Below are 19,504 nucleotides of genomic sequence, written 5' to 3'. Positions count from 1 at the left end.
CCGCCACGCTGTCGGGACTTCTCACGGAGCCAGGACCCTCGAATGCACGGACCGCGCAGTTCTCCGCTCCTCTTCTTCTTCTGCCCGTGCCTCGCGGCAGCGCTCGCGCTCGCTGCCTGCGACGCGCGCCCACGCGCGCGCCAGGAGGCCGGGCCGGCCGCCGCGAGCGCGAGCGCGGGGCCTCTGCCGGCCCAGGCCGCTCCGGCGCAGGCCGGGCCCGCCCGCGTCGCGGTCGAGGCGAGGGCGATGGGCACGAGCCTGCTCCTCGCCGCCTACACGAGCGAGGCGATGGATGAGGCCGCGATCAGGGGCCGGCTGGACAAGGCGATCGCCGAGATCCGCAGGCTCGAGGGGCTCATGACGACCTGGCGGCCGGACAGCGAGCTGTCGCGGGTCAACGCGGCGGCCGGGAAGGGCGCGGTGGAGGTGAGCCCGGAGTCTCTTGCCGTGATCGAGAAGAGCCTCTGGATCAGCGAGCGCTCGGAGGGGGTCTTCGACGTCACCTTCGAGGCGATGCACGGGCTCTGGAAGTTCGACGAGGACATCGACGACAACGTGCCGCGCAAGGAAGACGTCGAGCGGGCGCGCGCGCTCATCGATCACAGGCAGATCAAGATCGATCGCGCGCGGCGCACGGTGATGCTCGGGAAGCCCGGGATGCGGATGAGCCTCGGCGGGATCGCGAAGGGCTACGCCGTCGACGCCGCGGCGCGGGTGCTGCGCGGGGAGGGGCTGACGTCGTTCTTCGTGCAGGCCGGCGGTGACCTGTACATCGCCGGAAAGAAGCCGGACGGGTCGCCGTGGAGGGCAGGGGTGCGGGACCCGCGCGGCAAGGACGCGAACGACCACTTCGCGATGATCGAGGTGGAGGACCACGCCTTCTCCACGGCGGGCGACTACGAGCGGAGCTTCATCAAGGACGGCAGGCGCTATCACCACATCATCGATCCGCGGACCGGGTTCCCGGCGACCGGGAGCCGGAGCGTGACCATCTGGGCGAGGGATGCGCTGACGGCGGACGCCATCGATGACGCGGTGTTCATCCTGGGGGCGGAGAAGGGGCTCGCGCTCGTCGAGTCGATCGAGGACTGCGGCGCGGTGATCGTCGACCGGAACAACAAGGTGTGGGTGTCGAAGCGGCTGGAGGGCAAGGTCGAGGTGCTGCGGCAGCCGACGGAGGGGCTGTAGTGGTCTCGGCCCTGAGGCCAGGTTTCAGGTGTTGCGCTTTGCGTGTGGAGCCCATCGTGCTCTCGGAAATTTGCGGCGTGCGCACGCTTTCCGAGGAGCTTCGAGCCGTCAAACATCAAGACGAGTTCAATGTTGCAATTGCCATTCTCAACGAGGGAGATGTCGATGCATCTGCTGGAGATTGTATTTGCAGATGCCAGGTGCCGCGAAGCGATGATCGTCGCTATGCAGTAGAGTGCCTCGACGAGCCCGATCTGATCCCGGAATGCGGCCGCCGCCTTGGCGAACTCCTCCACGCGCTCGGCTCCGGCGCAGGGGCCGCCCGCGACGTGCGGCGTTTCAGCCTTCGAAGAGCTCGTCCAGCGTCCCTGCGACCAGGATCCGTTCGGCCCACACCGCGAGCCGCTCCCCGGACGCCGCGACGATCTTCTCCCGCGCCGCCCCGGGCACCTCGCCGAACCTCGCCCGGATCTGGCGCAGCAGCACGGCGCGCTGCCCCTCGTCGAGCGCGTCCTGGCGCTCACGCGCCTTGATGGCCTCGATCTCCGGATTGCCCTTGTGCTCGAGCGCGCGGATGACCTCGCGCTCGGCCGCCGCCCCGTCGAGCAATGCGCGGACATGAACCGGACGGACCAGGCACACATCCTCGAGCCTTGCGTCAGGCGTGAGCGGAACGAACCGCGCTTCGGCCACCGACCACTCAGCGACCTCACCGCGCTTGACGAAGATCGCGAAGACGCGGCGCACGCCCCGGGCGATGAGATCCTCCGCCTTCTCACGCACGTCCCGCATCGATTGCTCGTTGACGATCTCGAACGAGAGCTCCTCCAGGTACCGGCGCCCCGTCGCGGGATCGGTCCCTGTCTTGCGAATCGAGAGGTCCGTGGCGAAATCCGAGCCCTCGGCGACGCGGGTGATGAGGTCGGCAGCGCCGATGTAGCCGGGCCGTAGATGCGGCGCGATCAGGAAATCCAGCCGCACCTGCTGCTCGGCGTGCGGCTCGAGCGACGGCGCCGCGACGACCTTGCGCCCGCGGAGCACCTCGTCGCGCGTCACCTCCGGCCTCACGAGGTGCTCGTCCACCGGCGGGAAATCCGCGCGCCGCTGATCCGCAGGCGGGAGCCTGGCCGCCGCGCCGCCCCTAGCGGCCGGGGCGAGCAGGAACGTGGCGCCGGTCGGCTTCGGATCCATGCGAGCAAGGGTAGCATGCTGGCCGCTGCGAGGAACCTCGCTCCGGAGCGCGCCTCGTTCGCCCCTCACCGCCCCTTGTAGACCGGCTTCCGCTTCTCGGCGAACGCGCGCAGCGCCTCCAGCCGATCCTCGCTGCGCAGCGTCTCGTCGTAGTGGACCCGCTCGATCTCGAGCCCGAGCGAGAGCGGCACGTCATAGCCGTCGTCGATCGCCCCGAGCGCCGCGGCCTGCGCGATGGGCGCGCCGCTCGCGATCGGCTCGATCCACGCGATCGCGTCGTCGACCACCGGCGTCCCCTCGGGCGACACCCGGTTCACGAGGCCCCAGGCGAGCGCCTCGGGCGCGGTGAGCTTCCTGCCGAGCAGGATCATCTCCTTCGCCCGCGCCTCGCCGACGACCCGCGGCAGCCGCTGCGTGCCGCCCGCGCCCGGGATGATGCCGAGCGACGTCTCCGGCAGCGCGAGCTCGGCGTGCGGCGCCGCCACCCGGAGATCGCAGATCAGCGCGAGCTCCAGCCCCCCGCCGAACGCGACGCCGTTGATCGCCGCGATCACCGGCTTCGGGCTCCGCGCGAGCACCCCGAGGTCGGTCCGGTACAGGCCCACCTGGCGACGGACGTCGTCGGGGCTCATGCCCTGCCGCTCCTTCAGATCGGCGCCCGCGCAGAACGCCTTGTCACCGGCGCCCGTGATCACGATCGCGCGCACCTCCGGGTCGTCGACGAGCTCGCGCCCGAGGCGGCCGAAGGCGAGCAGCGCGTCCCGGGACAGCGCGTTGCGGCGATCCGCCCGATCGATGGTGAGCACCGCGACCGCGCCGCGCCGGTCGAGCTTCACGGGAGGGGCTTCCGACATGGATCCTGCCTAGTCGACCGCGGCGGCGCGGCAAAGAGGCTCGCTCACTTGGCGTCGGCCGCCTTCTTGGCCTTGGTGCTCGTCGCCTCGAGCTTGCCCAGCCGCGCCCTGATCTCCGCGTTGTCGCGCCGCAGCGCCTCGAGCTCGTCCCGCAGCCGATCCAGCTCGCGCTTGCCCGCCCCGCCGAGATCGCGCAAGACCTCGCGGATCCGACGCCGCACCCGCCCGTCGAGATCGCGGTCGAGCTGCCGCTGGAGCGCGCCCCGCGACCGCCCGTCGCCGAGATCGCCCAGCGCCCGCGCGACGTCGACCCGGAGGTACGGATCCGGCTGATCGAGGAGCTCCTCGAGGAGCTCGCGCGTCCGCCGATCGCTGGAGAGCTTCGGCAACGCCATGATCGCCGCCCGCCGCCCCCGCGTCGGGACGCCATAGCGCGTGCGGGCCGTCAGGTGCGGCACGGCGCGCTCGTCCCGCAGGTTGGCCAGCCCGTCGATCACGCCGCAGCGGATGACCTCGCCCCACGACGGGCGATCCAGGAGATCGACCAGCGTCTCGAACCCCGAGCTCTGCCGCGTGGCCCCGAGCGCGCGCGCCGACTCGGCCTGCACCAGGTAGCTCGCGTCGCGCAGGGCGAGCTTGCCGAGGACCTCCGCCGCCTTGGCCGACCGGAAGTTGCCGAGCGCGCTCGCGACCGCCCGGCGCACCTTCGGGTGCTCCACGCCCGCGCTGCCCTCGAGCAGCGCGAACGCCGCGCTCGACTGGAGCGCGCCGAGCGCGGCCGCGGCGGTGGCGCGCACCCCCCAGAACTCGCTCGCGTCCGAGAGCGACTGCCCGAGCGCCCGCGCCGTCGGCGGGTCGTCGCGCCGCGAGAGCGGCTTCGCGGCGAGCATGCGGCCGCGCGCCGTGGGCGCGTGGGCCAGCTGCGCCCGCAGGAGATCGCCGGGCGCGTCGACCCGGACCTCGCCCAGGATCCTGAGGTCCGGATCCACCACCACGAACCGAGGCCGCCGCGGCAGCGGGATGACGAAGGTGTGCGCCGCCTGATCCACGCGCCGCACCTCGCGCCGCGTGGTCGAGCTCTTGCCCTCGGTGAAGCCGAAATCGAGCACCAGATCGAACGCGAAGACGGGCGGCGTCGAGGCGTCCGGCTGGAGCGCGTGCTCCCGGCTGGGCTGCCCGGCCGCCTGCGCCTGCTTCACCGTCACGGTGCACAGGTCGCCCTCGATCTCGATCTTCACGTCGAGCTCGGGGTGCCCGGCGCGGAAGACCCACTGCTCGAAGAAGCGCTCCAGCGATTTGCCGCTCACGTCCTCGAGCGCGCGGGCGAGATCCCGCGTCTCCACGACCCCGCGCGCGTGGCGCGTCAGGTAGGTGCTCACCCCGCGCCAGAAGAGCTCGTCTCCGAGCTCCCGGCGGAGCAGGTGGAGCACGAGCCCGCCCTTCTCGTAGAGGTGTCGATCGAAGACGTCGAGCGGCGCGTCGTAGTCCTGACAGACGATGGGCCGCCGGTAACGCCCGCGCGCCTCGCCAAGGTACGAGTCGAGATCGGCCTTCAAGCCGTGATCGTACTCGTCGGCGCCGAGGTGGTGCTCCCGATAGACGTGCTCCATGAACGTCGCGAATCCCTCGTTGAGCCAGCCGTGCGACCAGTCGCGGCAGGTCACCAGATCGCCGAACCACTGGTGCGCGAGCTCGTGGGCGATGAGATCGTCCGAGGAGATGTCGAGCGCCGCCCGCTCGTCGAGCAGGATGTGCTCGTACATCGTGGTGGCGGTCGTGTTCTCCATCCCTCCGAAGATGAAGTCGCTCACCACCACCTGCGCGTAGCGGCGGAAAGGATACTTTACGCCGAGCTTCTCGCTGAAGTGGTGGATCATGTCCGGCGTGCGCGCGAACGTGCGGCGGCCGTCCTCCTCGCGCCCCTTCGGCACGAAGTACGCGAGCGGGACGTCGAGCGCGGCGTCGTCGATGCGGGCGAACTCGCCCGCCACGAGCGTGAACAGGTAGCTCGGGTGAGGCTCGTCCAGCCGGTAGTGATAGACGCCCTCCTTCTGCGATCTCGCGTCGCTCGCGAGCTCGCCGTTCGACAGGCAGTACCAGCCCGGCGGCACCTGCGCGCGCAGCTCGGTCGTCTGCTTGATATGGGGCTTGTCGATGCACGGGAAGATGTGGCGCGCGTCCTCGTCCTGACACTGCGTCCAGACCTGGCGCGGGCGGTCGGGGACGTGCTCGTCCGGCTGGAGGAAATAGATCCCCCGGCGCGGCGTCGCCCGGTACCGGACCAGGATCGACACCTCGGCCTCGTCGAGCGGCACGGCGACGCGGATCGTCTCGCCGTCGTAGGTGTGCTCGGCCGGGTGGAACCCGCCGCTCGCCGCCTTGCCCGCGCCGCGCTTGGGCTTCGCGGCGCGGCCGGCCCCGGCGCTGATCTCGACCGCCTCGAGGTCGAAGCCTACCGCGTCGAGCGCGATCTCGCGCGCGCCGGGGTCGACGCGGACCGCGTCGAGCCGCGCCGTGCCGCGGATCGAGCGCGCCTCGACGTCGAGGGCGAGATCGAGGGCGATGTGCCGGATCGTGAAGGGGCGCGAGCGCTCGTAGACGCGCCTCGTCCCGGCCAGCGTGAAGGGCCGCGACGCGGCCGCGAACTCGGACGACGACAGCACGGAGCCGCAGGCGCAGCGCGAGTGGAGCCGGTACTCGATGGACATCTCCGCGGAGTTTCCCCGCGCGGCGCCCGGCGCTGCAAGCAAGAACTCGTGCGCGGGGGCGGGTCGCCGGGCAGATCAGCCCGTCTTGAGGCCGTCGAGCACCTCGAGCGCCAGCTCGTACTTGCCGAGGGGCGGCATCAGGTAGGCCCCCTGCACCCGGTCGCGCACCGAGAAGAGCATCTCGCGGGCGATCTTCACCCCCTCCTTGCGCGCCTCGGGGCCGGCCGGCACCTTGCGCATGCGCTCGCGGATCTCCTCCGGGATCTGCATGCCGGGCACCTCGTTGTGGAGGAATTCGGCGTTTTTGTGGCTGACCAGCGGCAGCACGCCGACGAGCACCGGCATCCCCAGGTGCTCGATGCGCCGCAGCACCTTCTCGAGCAGATCCTGGTGGAAGACCGGCTGGGTCATGATGATGTCGGCGCCCGCCGCGCGCTTCCGTTCCAGACGCGCGATCTCCTTGTCGAGGTCCTGGGCGCCGGGCTCGAGCCCCGTGGCGAGCAGGAACGACGTCTTGCCGCCCGGGATCGGCTTGCCGGCCGGGTCGAGGCCGCGGTTCATCGTGCTCGCCATGTGGAGCAGCCCGATGGAGTCGAGGTCGTAGACGGCGGTCGCCTCCGGGTAGTCGCCGACCTTCGGCGGATCGCCCGTGATGACGACGAGGTTCTTGATGCCGATCGCGTGGGCGCCGAGCAGGTGCGCCATCTGGCCGATGAGGTTCCGGTCGCGGCCGCAGACGTGCAGGATCGGCTCGATGCCGTAGCGCTGGACCAGCAGCGAGCAGAAGGCGAGGTTCGTCATCCGCGCCGTGGCGCGCGGGCCGTCGGCGACGTTCACGACGTCGACGCCGCTGTCGATGAGCATCTTCGCGGCGCTCAGCGCGCTCTCGGGGCTCAGGCCCGGCGCCGGGTTCACCTCGACGGAGACCACGAACTTGCCCGCGGCGATCTTCGCCGCGAGGGGGCTCCGCTCGCCGAGCGGCGTGGGCTCGAGCCCCGTGGGCGCGTCCATCGTGATGTGCGGGCGCGCGGCGACCTCGGGCGCGGCGCCGCCCCGGAGCATGCGGGCCGACTTGGCCATCCACCGGACGTGCTCGGGCGTCGTCCCGCAGCAGCCGCCGATCATCGCCGCGCCGGCCTGGATCATGCGGCGGGCGAAGACGTCGAAGTACTCGGGCGTCGCCATGTAGAGCTGGCGGCCGTCGACCGTGCGGGGCAGGCCCGCGTTCGGCTGCACGCAGAGCGGGAGCCCCGCGGTCGCCATCCGCTCCGCCATCGCGAGCGACAGCTGCGGGCCGTCGCCGCAGTTGACGCCGAGCAGCTCGACCCCCCAGTCCCGCAGCGTCCGCGCGACGCGCTCCGGCTCGCTGCCGTCCGCCGCGACGCCGCTCGTGTCGAACGTCATCGACGCGAGGACCGGGAGCCCCGGCGCGGCCGACCGCGCCGCGTCGATGGCGAGCTTGATCTCGTCAAGATGGCGAAATGTTTCAAGGATCAGGAGGTCCGCGCCGCCCTCGGCGAGCGCGCCGGCCTGCTCCGCGAACGTGGCGGACGCGGCGGCGAGGTCGTCGCGCGTGGCGACGCCGGGCACGAGCCCCGTCGGGCCGATCGAGCCGGCGACGTACGCGTCGCCGCCCGCGACCTCGCGCGCGACGCGCGCGCCCGCGAGGTTGAAGTTGCGGACCTCGTTGACGAGCCCGTACCGCTCGAGCCGGAACCTGTTCGCGCCGAAGGTGTTCGTCTCGATGACGTTCGCGCCCGCCGCGACGTACTCGGCGTGGATCTTCTTCACGAGATCGGGGCGCGCGACGTTCAGCTGCTCGAAGTTCTGGGTGACGAACACCCCGCGCTCGTAGAGCAGCGAGCCCATCGCGCCGTCGAACACGAGGATCGAACGCCGGAGCGCGTCGAGGAACGGGGCCTCTGGTCTCGTGCGGGACATGGGGCGCATCGTAGGGGCGCTCCGGCTTCTCAGGAAGGGGGGCTCGACGCGGTTGACGGCGCGGCGAGGATCTCGGTAGGGCAGTGCTCGAGATGAGCACGCCCCGATGGCTTCAAGCATTCGCCCTGGCGGTCTCCGCCGCTGCTCCGCTCCTCGCCGCCCCTTCCGAGGCGCACGCCTGGCATCCGCCGGTGCACCGCTCGGACGCGGGCGTGGATCTCTACCTGTGGAGCGCCCGTGATCTCGGCACCTCGCTCGCCGCCGTCCCGTTCGTGCAGTTCGAGCCGTCGCCGGATCTGTTCATCAACCTGAAGTTCCCGCTGGCGCTCTCGTTCGACGGCCCGGGCGACTTGGAGGACCGGGACCGCCAGTCGCGCGCCGCGCTCGGCAACCCGACGTTCACGCTCTACTACTCGGACATTGCCCGCAAGCTCACGTGGTACGCGGGCGGCCGCGCCGGGCTGCCGCTCGGCGCGGTCGACGGCTACGACTGGCACGTGGCCAGGGGCTTCAGCGCGTCGGCGATGGCCTATTACGATCTGCACCTCTGGGCGGCGAACGCGCTCCCGGTCGGCGGCCTGGGCGGCATCGAGTACCGCTTCGGGAGGTCCTTCGTGCTCCGGGCGGGCGGGGACCTCACGTTCTTCATCCCGGTGGGGGACGGCGTCCGGCGCGGCTTCATCGACGACTCCGACGATCTCGAGGCGGTGTTCCAGGCCAAGGTCGAGCCCGAGCTCCAGAGCCGCTCCGGCTTCGGCGGCGGCGTGGCGCTCCAGACGGTGTGGGTGCCGTCGTCGGTCTACGACGACCGGGGGCAGGTCTCGCTGCTGCCGTACTTCGTGTACGACAGCCAGAAGACCTTCTTCATGCGGGCCGGCCTGCTCTTCGCGCTGGACGAGCCGCTCGGGCCCGCGTTCGACCGGGGGCGGGTAACGTCCCTCTACCTGCAGTTCGGCGGGCACATCGACTAGCGTGCCGGGCGGTTCGAGAGAGCGAGAGATGAGCCGGACATGACCCGTCGCCGTGCCATCGCCTGGGGCGCCGCCATCGTCGGCGCGCTGGCCCTCGTGCTCGTCGGGGTCAAGTTCGGCCGGTTTCCGCCGGACACGACGCCCGAGGGCGCCTATCTCCGCATCGCGAACAGCATCGGCGTCAACGATCCGCGCGCGTGCTTCGCGTACCTCGAGGACCGGGCGCAGCACGCGGCGTACACCATCCGCGACTACCGGCGGAAGGCGAGCGAGCGGATCGAGGCGAGCTACCCGGAGCCGGAGCGCGCGCGCCTGCTGGAGCAGTACCGCGCGCACGCGATGGCCGAGGACGGGGCGGACGTGTGGGTCGACATGGCCACGAAGCAGGGCTTCGTCGCGCGCCTCCGGCGCGACATGTCCGGCATCGGGAAGGTGGAGGTGACGGGTGAGCGCGCCACGGTCGAGACGGCGCGCGGCACGCGGTACCCGTTCCGGCGGCGCGACAACGGCATCTGGGGGCTCACGCTGTTCACCGCGGACCTCGTGGCCGAGGCCGAGCGGGCCGCGCGGGACTGGGACGTCGTGGAGAAGGCCGCGCTCGATTACGAGCGGGGGCGGTGAGCGAGATCAGCGGGCGAGCCGGCCGATCACGTGGGGCCGCGCGCCGGATTGCGGGAAGTACGCGGAGCCCGACGTGAGACTCCAGCTGTACCCGGTGAGGTCCCCGGCGTTCGCCTGGTCCGGGGAGACGGCGTAAAGACGCATGGTGCCCCTGCCCGCCCCGCCATCCGTGCTCCCGCCGCGGCACGGCTTGGTGGGATCGGTCGGCACCCATCGCGTGTCTCCCGTGCTCGGGTCCGTGGCGCACCCGTGGGCGGTGCTGGTCGAGTCGATGACCCGGAGCGAATACTGGGTCGTGCCGGAGACGACGGGCTCGATGGCCGGCGCGATGGCGGTCGGGAACGCATCGACGATCGCCGTGTGTCCCGAGCCGCCGTCCGTGTAGTTGATGACCAGCAGATCGCCGGGCAAAATGTCGCCGATCTTCGAGATCCGCTTGAAGTGGTTCCCGGCGACCACGTGGCCGTACAGGCTCGCGGACGTGGGGCTCGTCGATCCCCACCAGCCGCGGAGGATCGAGGTCGTCAGCGCGGGATCCTCGTGCAGGAGGGACAGGGTGAACAGCGACGCTCCCTGCGTGGCCCCGGTGAAGCTCGTCCAGTTGATGCTGCTCGGCGTCGCGAACCTGTTGGTGTCGACGGTGTCGAGCACGAACGGCGTGTCGGCGGTATGTTCGACGAACGTGCGGGCTCCCACGAGGTGAGCCGGCAGGTACTCTTTCACCTGGAAGACGTAAGCGGCGCCCGCGCCCTCGCCGCGAACGCCGTCGGCCCATGTACCGGCGATCAGCGTGTCTCCCGAGAGCGCTACACGAACATCCCACGTGTTCCACGTGGAGCTCTCGACCGTGCTCTGCGGCGTCCATACGCCGTCGGTCCTGGAGAAGACCCTCAGCCCCCGTCCGCCGTCCTGACTTCCGCCGAGGATCAACCTGTCCCCGGACACGGCGACGCTGGCGCTGCGCCCCCAGCCGCCATAGTCCGGCGTGTCGACGTCGTTGCGGTACAGCATGGCCTGCTGGGTCCACGCGCCCTCGCTGCGCGTGAAGACCACGGCGGCTGTCCTGTCGGGCCCGCGCTCATCGTAGACGGTGGTGCCGACCGCCAGCGTCTCCGCGCTCAACGAGAGCGAGGCTCCGAACCTGTAGTGCGGTGTCGCTCCGATCGGCGGATAAAGAACGGCTTGTTCGGCCCAGGTGTCGCCGGCGCGGGAAAATACGTGAACCTGACACGGACGATCCCAGCCCGCGTTGAAGTCAACCCCATCATCGCATTCTCCCCCCATGGCAGCGGTGTCGCCGTCCAGGGCGATGGTGGAGCCCTGGTCGAAGGTGTCGGTGCTGGGTACGAGCTTGGCCTGCTGCGCCCACGCGGCGCCGCTCCGGGCGAAGATGTACGCTGCGCCGGGACCATCATGCGCCAGGGGGCTATCGTAGGGCGCCCCGACCATGATCGTGCTGCCCGATACGGCGACGGCATATCCGAACCAGTTGTCGCGGCGCGGGTTGTCCTGGGCGACGAGCTTTTGCTGCTCCTGCCACACGTTGCCGCTGCGTGCGAACACGTACGCAGCGCCGTGATTCGCCGGGTAAGAGAAGGTCCCGACGACGATCGTATCCCCGTCGATGGCGACGGACGCGCCGAAGCGATCGCCCGGCAGACCGTCGCTGGGCGTGAGCACGGCCGCCTGGGTCCACGACGCGTCGCTGCGCACGAACACGTAAGCTGCATCGGCGTCCAGGCTGCCAACCACCGCGGTGTTCCCCGAGATGGCCACGGACCACCCGAATCCGTCGTTGCTCGCAGCGTTGCTGGCGTAGAGCACGTGTTGCTCCGTGGCGATGAGCGGGTCGACCTCGAGCGGATAGGCCGCGCCGGTGTCGTCCACCACGATCGAGAGGCTCGCGTCGCTCAGCTTGATCTCCGCCGGAAGCACGCTCCCGCGCGCGTCCTGAACGACGAGATCGGCATACCGCAGCACGGCCGCGCCGGCCTCGTCCAGGAGCGCCACCGACTGGCCGTCCTCCGCTAGCTCCGCCGAGAGATCGCCCCCGAGCGCGATCTCGAGCTCCACCTTGCCTTCGCCGTCGCGGCGGCATGGAGGCGGCGAATCCAGGGAGAAGCCCTGCTCCAGCCCGAGGGGGCCGTTCAGGTACCACTCCGTGACGCGGAGGCCCGCGGACCGGGCTAGGTGCCTGAGCTCGACGCGGTTGCTTGATCCGCGCGGTTCGGCCGCGACGTCCAGGGGGACGAGCTCCCCCTCGCAGCCATAACGCGCGAGCTTCATCGTGAGTCGACCCGCGCTCACCGAGCTCTCGCGGGTCACGACGACGCCGGCCGACGTGAACTCGGAGACGAGGCCGTGCGCCGGATTCAGAGCGCTCACCCCGGCGCGCGCGCCAGCCGTGTTGAGGCTTACATTGTACGCGGAGGACGCCTGTCTCTGAACTGTCGCGATGAATGCCGCGCGGCGCTCCAGGGACGCGGCGTCGGGCCCCTGCTGCGCGTGAGGCCGAGTTTCCTCGGCGCTGTCCGTGCTCGCTGGATCAACCTCTGCGCTGCACGACGTGACGGCGGTGATGCAAAACCAGAGTGCATGAATGGATGTTCTGTGACGCGGCATGTGGCTCTCCCTGTCGGTGGTAGACCCTGACGGACCGGCGGCGTATGCGGCGCCGGAGCCAATGACCCGAACTTGGATTGGAAGGCGGTCCACAGCGGCTCGCCGCCGTCGAGCGCCTTGCGGAGCCCCCCAGCGCACGAGCGCACGCGGATGGTTAAGTCACGTGAAGGACGCCCCCGTCCTTATTTGCCGTTCTCATCGTCCTCTTCGGTTTCGCGCGTGTCAAGGAGGGCAAGCATCGATGACGCCGGGAGAGGGCGCCATATCGATAGGCTGTGGTGTGAAGGTGGGCCCTTCAATGCGTGGATGTCAGACAGCCGCCGCACGGAATGCGACATGTCGACAGGACGGATAACGACATCTCCGGGCGGGACGGTGCGGGTGAGGATCTCAGCGGATAGCGCCGCCGAGGCGCTCAGGCGACGAACCGCTCCAGCTCGAAGTCGAGGACGGCTCGAATCGCATCGTCGTCCTCGTCGGCTGTCAGGGCGGTGGCGCCGAGGGGACGCGTCGAGAGCGCGATGAACACGTCATGATCGTCTCCTGCTCCGTCTTCGCGCCGAGGAGCTTTGGGGCACGATCCATCTTGGACTGACACAGCTTGAGGTGCTTGTGCCGTGTCATGATCATGTGGAATCGGACGATGCGCCACGCGCGGCGCCGACTCACCTCGTCGCGATCCGCCCGAGCGCCTCGTCGACCGACAGCAGCACCTGCTCCCACTCGTCGAGCGCGTTGGGCCAGTGCGGCGAGAAGCGCAGCACGCCGTCCGGGATCGCGCAGGCGATCCCGAGGCGGGTGAGCTCGCGGTACAGCTCGACCACCGAGGCGCCGCCCGGCGGCCTCACCCCGAGCGAGCAGCCCCGCAGCGCCGGATCTCCCGGCCGCAGGCTCTCCCATCCGCGCTCCCGGAGCGCCTCCTCGAGCGGATCGAGGAACCGGTTCACGTGCTCGTGGATCCGCTCGACCCCGATCTGCAGGATCAGGTCCACCGCCGCCTCGAGCCCGGCGAAGCCCGCGGCGTTGAGGTTGCCGCCCTCGACGAAGTCGGCGCGCTGCCGGATCGGCCGGTCGTACCGGAGCTTGCCCGGGCCCTGGAGCAGGAAGCTCACGGCGTCCTCGTGGCTCAGCCAGCCCGCCACCGCGGGCCGCAGCGACGGCAGGCGCTCGCGGCGGATGTAGAGGAAGCCCGTGCCCTCCAGCCCCATCAGCCACTTGTGGCCGCCGCACGCGAGGTAATCGACCCCGGCCGCCTCCACGTCCACCGGCGTCGCGCCGACCGCCTGAACGGCGTCCACGCAGAGCTCGGCGCCGTGCGCGCGGCAGAGGGCGCCGATCGCCGCGAGCGGCATCCTGAGCCCGGTCTGGAACTGCACGGCGCTCACCGCGACGAGCCGCGCCCCGCGCTCGAGCTCGCCCTCCAGCCGGGCGAGGCCCGAGCCGCTGCCGTCCGCGAAGCCGCCGAGCGGCAGGAAGACGACCTCGAGGTCGAAGATCGCGGCCGCGCGCTGCCACGGGGTCACGTTGGCCGGGAACTCCCCCTCGAAGAGGATCACCCGGTCGCGCGGCCGCCAGGGGAAGCACAGCGCGATGTCCGTGAGCCCGTGCGTCGTGCTCTGGACCAGCGCGATGTCGTCACCTGCCGTCGCGGCGCCGATGAGCCGGCCGAGCTTCTCCCGCAGGCGGAGCCGCTGCGCGTGCCACGCGGGGAACGCGGCCGCCCCCTGCGCGGCGTAGTCGTCGAGCAGCGCCATCATCGCGAGGCGCACCGGCCGCGACGGCGGCGAGATCCCCGCGTGGTTCACGTAGACGAGCGGCGCGAGGTGCGGGAACAGGCCGCGATCGCCGAGCTTCGCGGTGAACGCCCGATCCCTATCGATTTCGGCGGTGTGTCGCATCGGCTGGCTTCCCCCGGCGCTCCCCGCGGACCTTGGCGAGGTAGCGCGGCGGCGCCCCCTTGCCGGCCGCCGGCGGCACGAGGCAGTGCGGCTTCGTGCCGATGAGATCCCCGCGGCCCGCCTTGATCAAGGCCTCCCGCGCCTCGTCGTGGTGCGCCGGGTCCCAGTAGAGGAGCAGCGCCTTCTGGAGCTTCTTCTCGCGCAGGTCCTTGGCCGTGTACACCGGCTCCCGCGTGAGCGGGTCGATCCCCGTGTGGTACATGCAGGCCGCCATCGACATCGGCGTCGGGATGAAATCCTGCACCTGGCGCGGCCTCATCCCGCTCTTCTTCAGGTAGATCGCGAGGTCGACCATGTCCCGCAGCGTCGAGCCGGGGTGCCCCGAGATGAAGTAGGGCACGAGGAACTGGTTCTTGCCGGCCTCCTCGCTCGCGCACCGGAACTGCTCGGCGAAGCGCTCGTAGCTCTCGATGCCCGGCTTCTTCATCTTGTCGAGCACGTCCTTCTTGTTGTGCTCCGGGGCGACCGAGAGCTGGCCCCCCGTGTGGTGCGCGGCCAGCTCCTCGATGAACTCGGGCGACCGCTCCGCGAGGTCGTAGCGCACGCCCGAGGCGATGAAGACCTTCTTGATCCCCTGCTCCTCGCGCACCGCCTTCATCAGCTTGAGCAGCGGGCCGTGGTCGGTGTTCAGGTTCTCGCAGACCTCCGGGAAGACGCACGAGAGCCGCCGGCAGGCGTTCTCGATCGCCTCGTCCTTGCACCGCATCTGGTACATGTTCGCGGTCGGCCCGCCGAGGTCGCTGAGCACGCCGCGGAAGCCGTCCATGCGCCGCAGCGCCCGCACCTCGCGCAGGATGCTGTCCGCCGAGCGCGACTGGATCACCCGCCCCTCGTGCTCGGTGATCGAGCAGAACGTGCAGCCGCCGAAGCAGCCGCGCATCGTGACGACCGAGTGCTTCACCGTCTCGTACGCGGGGATCGGCGCGTCGTACGACCAGTGCGGCACCCGCGTGAACGGCAGGTCGTAGAGCGCGTCCATCTGGCCCGTCTCCAGCGGGAACGCGGGCGGGTTGAAGTACACCGCCTCGGCGCCGTGCGCCTGGAGCAGCGGGCGGGCGTTGCCGGGGTTCGTCTCGAACTGGAACGCGCGCGACATCTCCGCGAAGGCGCCCCTGTCCGCGGCCACCTCCTCGTAGCTCGGGAGGATCACCGTCTTGCCGTCGGCGACGTAGCGCGAGCCCTCGATCTGCTCCCACTCGCCCTTGCGCAGGGGGACGGCGGTGCCCCTGACGTCGCGGATCGACCGGACGGGCTCGCCGCGCCGGAGGCGATCGGCGACCTCCCAGACGGCCTTCTCGCCCATGCCGAAGATGAGCATGTCGGCCTTGGCGTCGAGCAGGACCGAGCGGCGGACCTGATCGGACCAGTAGTCGTAGTGCGCGATGCGCCGGAGCGACGCCTCGATGCCGCCGAGGACGACGGGGACGCCCGGGAACGCCTGGCGGCAGAGGTTCGCGTAGACGATCGAGGCCCGGTTGGGGCGGAGGCCCACCTGCCCGCCCGGCGAGTACTGGTCCTCGCTGCGGACCTTCTTCTGCGCGGTGAGCTTGTTCAGCATCGAGTCCAGGTTGCCGGCGGTGACCCCGACCATGAGCCGGGGCACACCCATCCGCAGGAGGTCGCTCGTGTCCTGGTAGCGGGGCTGGGAGACGACGCCGACCCGGAAGCCGCGCCCCTCGAGGAAGCGGCCGATGATCGCGGCGCCGAACGCGGGGTGGTCGACGTAGGCGTCGCCGTTGACGAGCAGGATGTCGAGCGCGTCCCAGCCGCGCGCGCGCATCTCCTCCCGGGTCGTCGGCAGGAAGGCGGTCAGGTCGCGGGGGGCGGCGCCGGCGCTTCGGCGGAGCTGGGTGAGGGGCACGGCGCCGTCACCCTACGGGCCGGGAGAGCGGGCGGCAAGGGGGCGGCCCCGGCGGGGAAGCGACGGGTGGACGGGTGGACGGGTGACGGCGCGACGGCGTGACGGCGCCGGGGAAGCCACGCGGGGCCGCGGCCGAGGCCGGCGCGCGGGGGGCCGGCGGGAGGGCGCAGCCCGCGTTTTCCTGGGGAAAACGCACAACTTGCTCGATACCCGGCCAGCAGGTCACGGCTTCTGGTCACGGAGCATCGGATCTCCGGACGCGACATGAGGGCTGGCGCGCGCCACGCACCACCGCGGCGGGCTGCGGCGTTTCACTCCGCGTCAGCCGCTGGTGAGCTCATCAAAAAACGCTTCAAAATAAGGTGTTTTGGCGCGCGGGGGAGGGTTCCAAAACGACCCGGAAAGAGGGTCAGTAAAAATAATATGTGGAATCACGATCAGAGGATGACCTCCGCGCCAAACATCTCAGCTTCGCTGTGGTGCACGAGGTGGGCGTTCCCTTCCTTCGCGGGTTGCTGCGGGGGGTTGGCGTGGGGGCGAACGATCGCGAGGACGTGCTGCACGACGTCCTCCTCGCCGCTTACCGCAATCTGGAGACCTTCGACGCGAGCCGCCTGCTGCGCGCTTTGCAGGGGCGGCGCGACGAGGACGACTTCTTCGAGGACGACTTCGAGGACGAGGACCACGAGCCGGTGCCGCTCAGCGCGGTGCTCCCGTGGATCGGGGAGGGGCAGCCGCGGCGGGTGTGGGACTCGCTCTACCGGTGGCTCTACGGGATCGCGTGGCGGCAGGTCAGCCACTACCGCGACCGGGCCTATCGGCGCCGCGAGATCCCGGACGGCCTGCGGCTCATCGCCATCTCCGCCGGCGTCGACAGCCGGCCCCGTCTGGAGCAGCGGCTGGAGGCGATGGAGCGGGCCGAGGTGATCGACGCGCTGCTCGCCAGCCTCGACCCGCAGCGGCGGGTCATGCTGGTGATGCACGACATGCTGGACATCCCGGTGGTGGACATCGCCCGGGAGCTCCAGATCAACGAGAACACGGGGCAGAACCGGCTACGGCTGGCCCGGGAGGACTTCCGGGCGGCGGTGAAGCGGCTCGACCCGGAGCAGCGGAGCGCGCTGCGCCTCGGCGACAGGCCGTTCGCCGCCGAGGCGACGACGCGGCGCCGGCCGGCTCCCCGGCGGCGCAAGCGGGGGAAGTGAGCCGGCGCAGCGCGGGCCCCCGCCGCTCGTCAATAAGGGCACGCCAGCACTTCCGGCGCGCTCGTGCCGTAGGTGCTCACGTCCGAGATGACGTTCTCTTCCGGAGGAAAGAGCACCTGCGCGCCGGCCGGCCCCGACAGCCAGCATTGCTGCTGGATGGATCGCGACTGCATCCCGCGCCAGGGCTCGCAGCGAGCCACCGTGCCGCCGCGGATCGTGACGTCGCTGGCCTCTATCCTGATGCCGGGAAAGGAGCCCGACGCGAAGCGCAGGGCGTTGTCGAAGACGAGCAGGTTCTCCAGCGTCACATCCTCCACCCGGGCCGAGGTCGCGGGCAGCGTCGTCCGCGAGCTCAGGAGCACGCCGTAGAGCGCGTTTCCCCAGGACCAGACGTCCCAGAGCGTCACGCGGGCGCCTGCCTGCACGTGGACGCCATGGCTCCCGTTGTAAGCGAGCTTGACCCCCTTGATCAGGATCCCCGTCGGACGTTTGTCCTCGATGGGGCTCGCGAGCACGACGCCGGCGCCGCCGTTGTGATGAAAGTAGCTGTCCTTGACCACGATGTTGTACGGCACCGGGCTCGGGATCCCGGGCCCAGGGGAGATCTGGGTGGAGATCCAGAGGCCATGCCCGCCGCTGGCCGTGGTGGAGCCGTCGCCGGGATGGATCATGTTGTGGTGCACATGGCAATTTCGCACGGTCACGTTGGCGGTGACGATCTTGATCCCGCTGGCGCTGATCGGGCCGTCGATGTTCCTGAGCTCGCAGTTCTCCACGAGGATGGGCGGCGTGTCGTGGTACCCGGCGATGGAGGACAGGTAGATGCCGCTCTTCGAGAAGCCATCCACGAGCACGTTCCGGATGACGCCCCCGGAGCCCCAGGTGAAGCTGATGCCCTCCAGGTTGCTCGGCTTGCAGGAAGGTAGCTGGGGAACGAGGGGCGCGTAGCGTATGATGACGTTCTCTACCTTGCAGTCCGAGCAGGTGTTCAGCTGGATGCCGCTGTTCGCCGTCCTGCGTGGCCCCTCCGTGATCGCGATCTGCAGATTGCGGATCCAGAGCCCCTGGACCGCGCTGATGATGGTCCCGTCCGGCTTGACGACCCTGGTGACCTGGATGGCCCCGGGGTACTGCTCCGGATTGCAGGGGAGCGCCACGAGGGTCGCGGTCCGGGGGTCGCCCGGGGGGGCCTCGGGAGACAGCTCCGGTCCCTCCAGGGTGAGCGCGTCATGGTGGGGCCGCAGCGGGGTGCGCAGCACGTAACGCCCGGCAGGGAAAGCCACGGTGCGCCTGCTGGCGCTCAGCGACGCCGCGCACTCGATGGCCGTCGCGATGCCCGGGCTGTCGTCGACGTTCGTGCTGCGGTCGACGGATGCGTCGGCGGAGAAGGGCCATTCCGCCGGCCTCGCCAGGTAGGGCAGGACGTCGACCACGCCGTCCGGGGCGACGGAGCCTGGCAGGCAGCAGGCTGCCCCCTCGCAAGCATTCAGGTCCTCGTGCAGCGTGCTCGTCCCCGGGCAAACGCGGCTGGCGGGGCAGAAAGGCCCCGTGCAGAGCGGCGATTGCGTGGTGAAATCGGGGCAGGCGACGCCGGTCGTCTGGTCTGTCAGGAAGGGCGGCTCGGTGTAGGGCAGATCGAGGCTGCAGAAACCCTGGGAGGACACAGCGCGCTCCTCCGGAGGGGGGTGATATCCCCAGCCCGCCTCGGAGCGGGCGGCGCTGTCCGGGGGCAGCGTCGCTCCGGCTGGAGCGGAGGCGAGCGCGAGCAGGACTCCGAACCAGATCTGCACAAACCGCTGGTCCAATAACACACATACCTCCTCTCGGACGAGGGTCGATCCGTCGTTGTCAGTCACCACCAGGAGCAAGGAGCGAGCGCAGAAGTCGAGCGGAGCGCCGCTGTGCCAAGGAGAGACTCACCTCCTCCGCGGTCGCCGCGACGCGACCACACCGATGCCCCGCTCTCCGTGTCCGGCCTGAGCGATCTTCATGAGCGGGCGCGCCGCGCGCGGCGCGGCGGCCGTCCCGGCGGGCGCGGAGAGCGCACGTCAACTCCAGGGACGCTGGGCGCCGGGGCGCGCTGGCTCGCCGTCAGCTCCTGGAGCGACAAACTCCGGATCCCTGGCCGGACTCCTGGTGGATGGAACTAGGCGAGGCTGTCCGTGACAGTTACTTTCGAGAGCGAGTTGCCCGTCGCGCTGAACGCGCCGGAGGCACCGCCGCGCGTGCCCGTGGGGATGTTGTCGCGCCCACGATATGCCACGTGACTTGTCATGCTGAACGCCTCTGCGCAAGCGCCGCGTCCGAGCGCTTCGCGGCGGCACGCCGAGGGCGATCGGGGGAGAAGAGCCCGCGACGGCCGGGCGAGTTTCGTGAAGGACGGG

12 protein-coding genes are annotated in these 19,504 nt (G+C 70.6%); 4 read left to right on the top strand and 8 right to left on the bottom strand.

All coding sequences use genetic code 11. The features are described 5' to 3' along the window. Positions 1-42 precede the first annotated feature (42 nt). The gene (locus ACSRUE_RS05275; protein ID WP_441290068.1) at positions 43-1,188 is read left to right on the top strand and encodes an FAD:protein FMN transferase; all 1,146 of its coding nucleotides are present in this window, start codon (positions 43-45) and stop codon (positions 1,186-1,188) included. 339 nt (positions 1,189-1,527) lie between these two features. Here ACSRUE_RS05275 and ACSRUE_RS05270 read toward each other — a convergent pair whose 3' ends face one another. From ACSRUE_RS05270 to ACSRUE_RS05255, 4 genes are all read right to left on the bottom strand, one after another. Next, complete coding sequence (locus ACSRUE_RS05270; protein ID WP_441290067.1) at positions 1,528-2,379, bottom strand: hypothetical protein; 852 nt, start codon at positions 2,377-2,379, stop codon at positions 1,528-1,530. A gap of 65 nt (positions 2,380-2,444) precedes the next feature. Then, positions 2,445-3,233, bottom strand: a complete 789-nt coding sequence (locus ACSRUE_RS05265) for an enoyl-CoA hydratase-related protein (protein ID WP_437762940.1) — start codon at positions 3,231-3,233, stop codon at positions 2,445-2,447. 44 nt (positions 3,234-3,277) lie between these two features. Further along, a complete protein-coding gene (locus ACSRUE_RS05260) occupies positions 3,278-5,941 on the bottom strand; it encodes a M1 family aminopeptidase (RefSeq protein ID WP_441290066.1) in 2,664 nt (887 codons plus the stop codon). Positions 5,942-6,016: 75 nt separating this feature from the next. After that, the gene (locus ACSRUE_RS05255; protein WP_441290065.1) at positions 6,017-7,882 is read right to left on the bottom strand and encodes a bifunctional homocysteine S-methyltransferase/methylenetetrahydrofolate reductase; all 1,866 of its coding nucleotides are present in this window, start codon (positions 7,880-7,882) and stop codon (positions 6,017-6,019) included. A gap of 92 nt (positions 7,883-7,974) precedes the next feature. Between ACSRUE_RS05255 and ACSRUE_RS05250 the strand changes: the two genes are divergently transcribed. Both ACSRUE_RS05250 and ACSRUE_RS05245 read left to right on the top strand, forming a co-directional pair. Beyond that, on the top strand, positions 7,975-8,853 hold the full coding sequence (locus ACSRUE_RS05250) for a hypothetical protein (protein WP_441290064.1): 879 nt from the start codon (positions 7,975-7,977) through the stop codon (positions 8,851-8,853). A gap of 39 nt (positions 8,854-8,892) precedes the next feature. Then, positions 8,893-9,474, top strand: a complete 582-nt coding sequence (locus tag ACSRUE_RS05245) for a hypothetical protein (protein WP_441290063.1) — start codon at positions 8,893-8,895, stop codon at positions 9,472-9,474. Between the two features lie 6 nt (positions 9,475-9,480). On the opposite strand, the gene ACSRUE_RS05240 is transcribed toward ACSRUE_RS05245, so the two are convergent. The 3 genes from ACSRUE_RS05240 to ACSRUE_RS05230 form a co-directional block, all read right to left on the bottom strand. Further along, the gene (locus ACSRUE_RS05240; protein ID WP_441290062.1) at positions 9,481-11,859 is read right to left on the bottom strand and encodes a hypothetical protein; all 2,379 of its coding nucleotides are present in this window, start codon (positions 11,857-11,859) and stop codon (positions 9,481-9,483) included. Positions 11,860-12,761: 902 nt separating this feature from the next. Then, a complete protein-coding gene (locus ACSRUE_RS05235) occupies positions 12,762-13,994 on the bottom strand; it encodes an aminotransferase class V-fold PLP-dependent enzyme (protein WP_441290061.1) in 1,233 nt (410 codons plus the stop codon). Further along, positions 13,969-15,915 (bottom strand): YgiQ family radical SAM protein, encoded by a 1,947-nt coding sequence (locus tag ACSRUE_RS05230; protein WP_437762933.1) that lies wholly within the window; start codon positions 15,913-15,915, stop codon positions 13,969-13,971. Before ACSRUE_RS05230 ends, ACSRUE_RS05235 begins: the two co-directional genes overlap by 26 nt. 425 nt (positions 15,916-16,340) lie before the next feature. Here ACSRUE_RS05230 and ACSRUE_RS05225 point away from each other — a divergent pair, with 425 nt between their 5' ends. After that, positions 16,341-17,120, top strand: a complete 780-nt coding sequence (locus tag ACSRUE_RS05225) for an RNA polymerase sigma factor (RefSeq protein ID WP_441290060.1) — start codon at positions 16,341-16,343, stop codon at positions 17,118-17,120. 29 nt (positions 17,121-17,149) lie between these two features. Here ACSRUE_RS05225 and ACSRUE_RS05220 read toward each other — a convergent pair whose 3' ends face one another. Next, positions 17,150-18,931 carry a right-handed parallel beta-helix repeat-containing protein gene (locus tag ACSRUE_RS05220; RefSeq protein WP_441290059.1) on the bottom strand — a complete coding sequence of 594 codons (1,782 nt, stop codon included), beginning with the start codon at positions 18,929-18,931 and terminating at the stop codon, positions 17,150-17,152. Between the last annotated feature and the right edge of the window lie 573 nt (positions 18,932-19,504).

This window comes from Sorangium sp. KYC3313 (assembly GCF_052075895.1).
GTDB lineage: Bacteria > Myxococcota_A > Polyangia > Polyangiales > Polyangiaceae > Sorangium > Sorangium cellulosum_B.
Note: the sequence above shows the minus strand (reverse complement) of the source record. Positions and strands in the feature narration are given on the sequence as shown.

What these genes read in the sequence shown, in the direction of transcription:
- ACSRUE_RS05275 (WP_441290068.1), top strand. Translation starts at nt 43, where the DNA reads ATGCACGGACCGCGCAGTTCTCCGCTCCTCTTCTTCTTCTGCCCGTGC.
- ACSRUE_RS05270 (WP_441290067.1), bottom strand. Translation starts at nt 2,379, where the DNA reads ATGGATCCGAAGCCGACCGGCGCCACGTTCCTGCTCGCCCCGGCCGCT.
- ACSRUE_RS05265 (WP_437762940.1), bottom strand. Translation starts at nt 3,233, where the DNA reads ATGTCGGAAGCCCCTCCCGTGAAGCTCGACCGGCGCGGCGCGGTCGCG.
- ACSRUE_RS05260 (WP_441290066.1), bottom strand. Translation starts at nt 5,941, where the DNA reads ATGTCCATCGAGTACCGGCTCCACTCGCGCTGCGCCTGCGGCTCCGTG.
- ACSRUE_RS05255 (WP_441290065.1), bottom strand. Translation starts at nt 7,882, where the DNA reads ATGTCCCGCACGAGACCAGAGGCCCCGTTCCTCGACGCGCTCCGGCGT.
- ACSRUE_RS05250 (WP_441290064.1), top strand. Translation starts at nt 7,975, where the DNA reads ATGAGCACGCCCCGATGGCTTCAAGCATTCGCCCTGGCGGTCTCCGCC.
- ACSRUE_RS05245 (WP_441290063.1), top strand. Translation starts at nt 8,893, where the DNA reads ATGACCCGTCGCCGTGCCATCGCCTGGGGCGCCGCCATCGTCGGCGCG.
- ACSRUE_RS05235 (WP_441290061.1), bottom strand. Translation starts at nt 13,994, where the DNA reads ATGCGACACACCGCCGAAATCGATAGGGATCGGGCGTTCACCGCGAAG.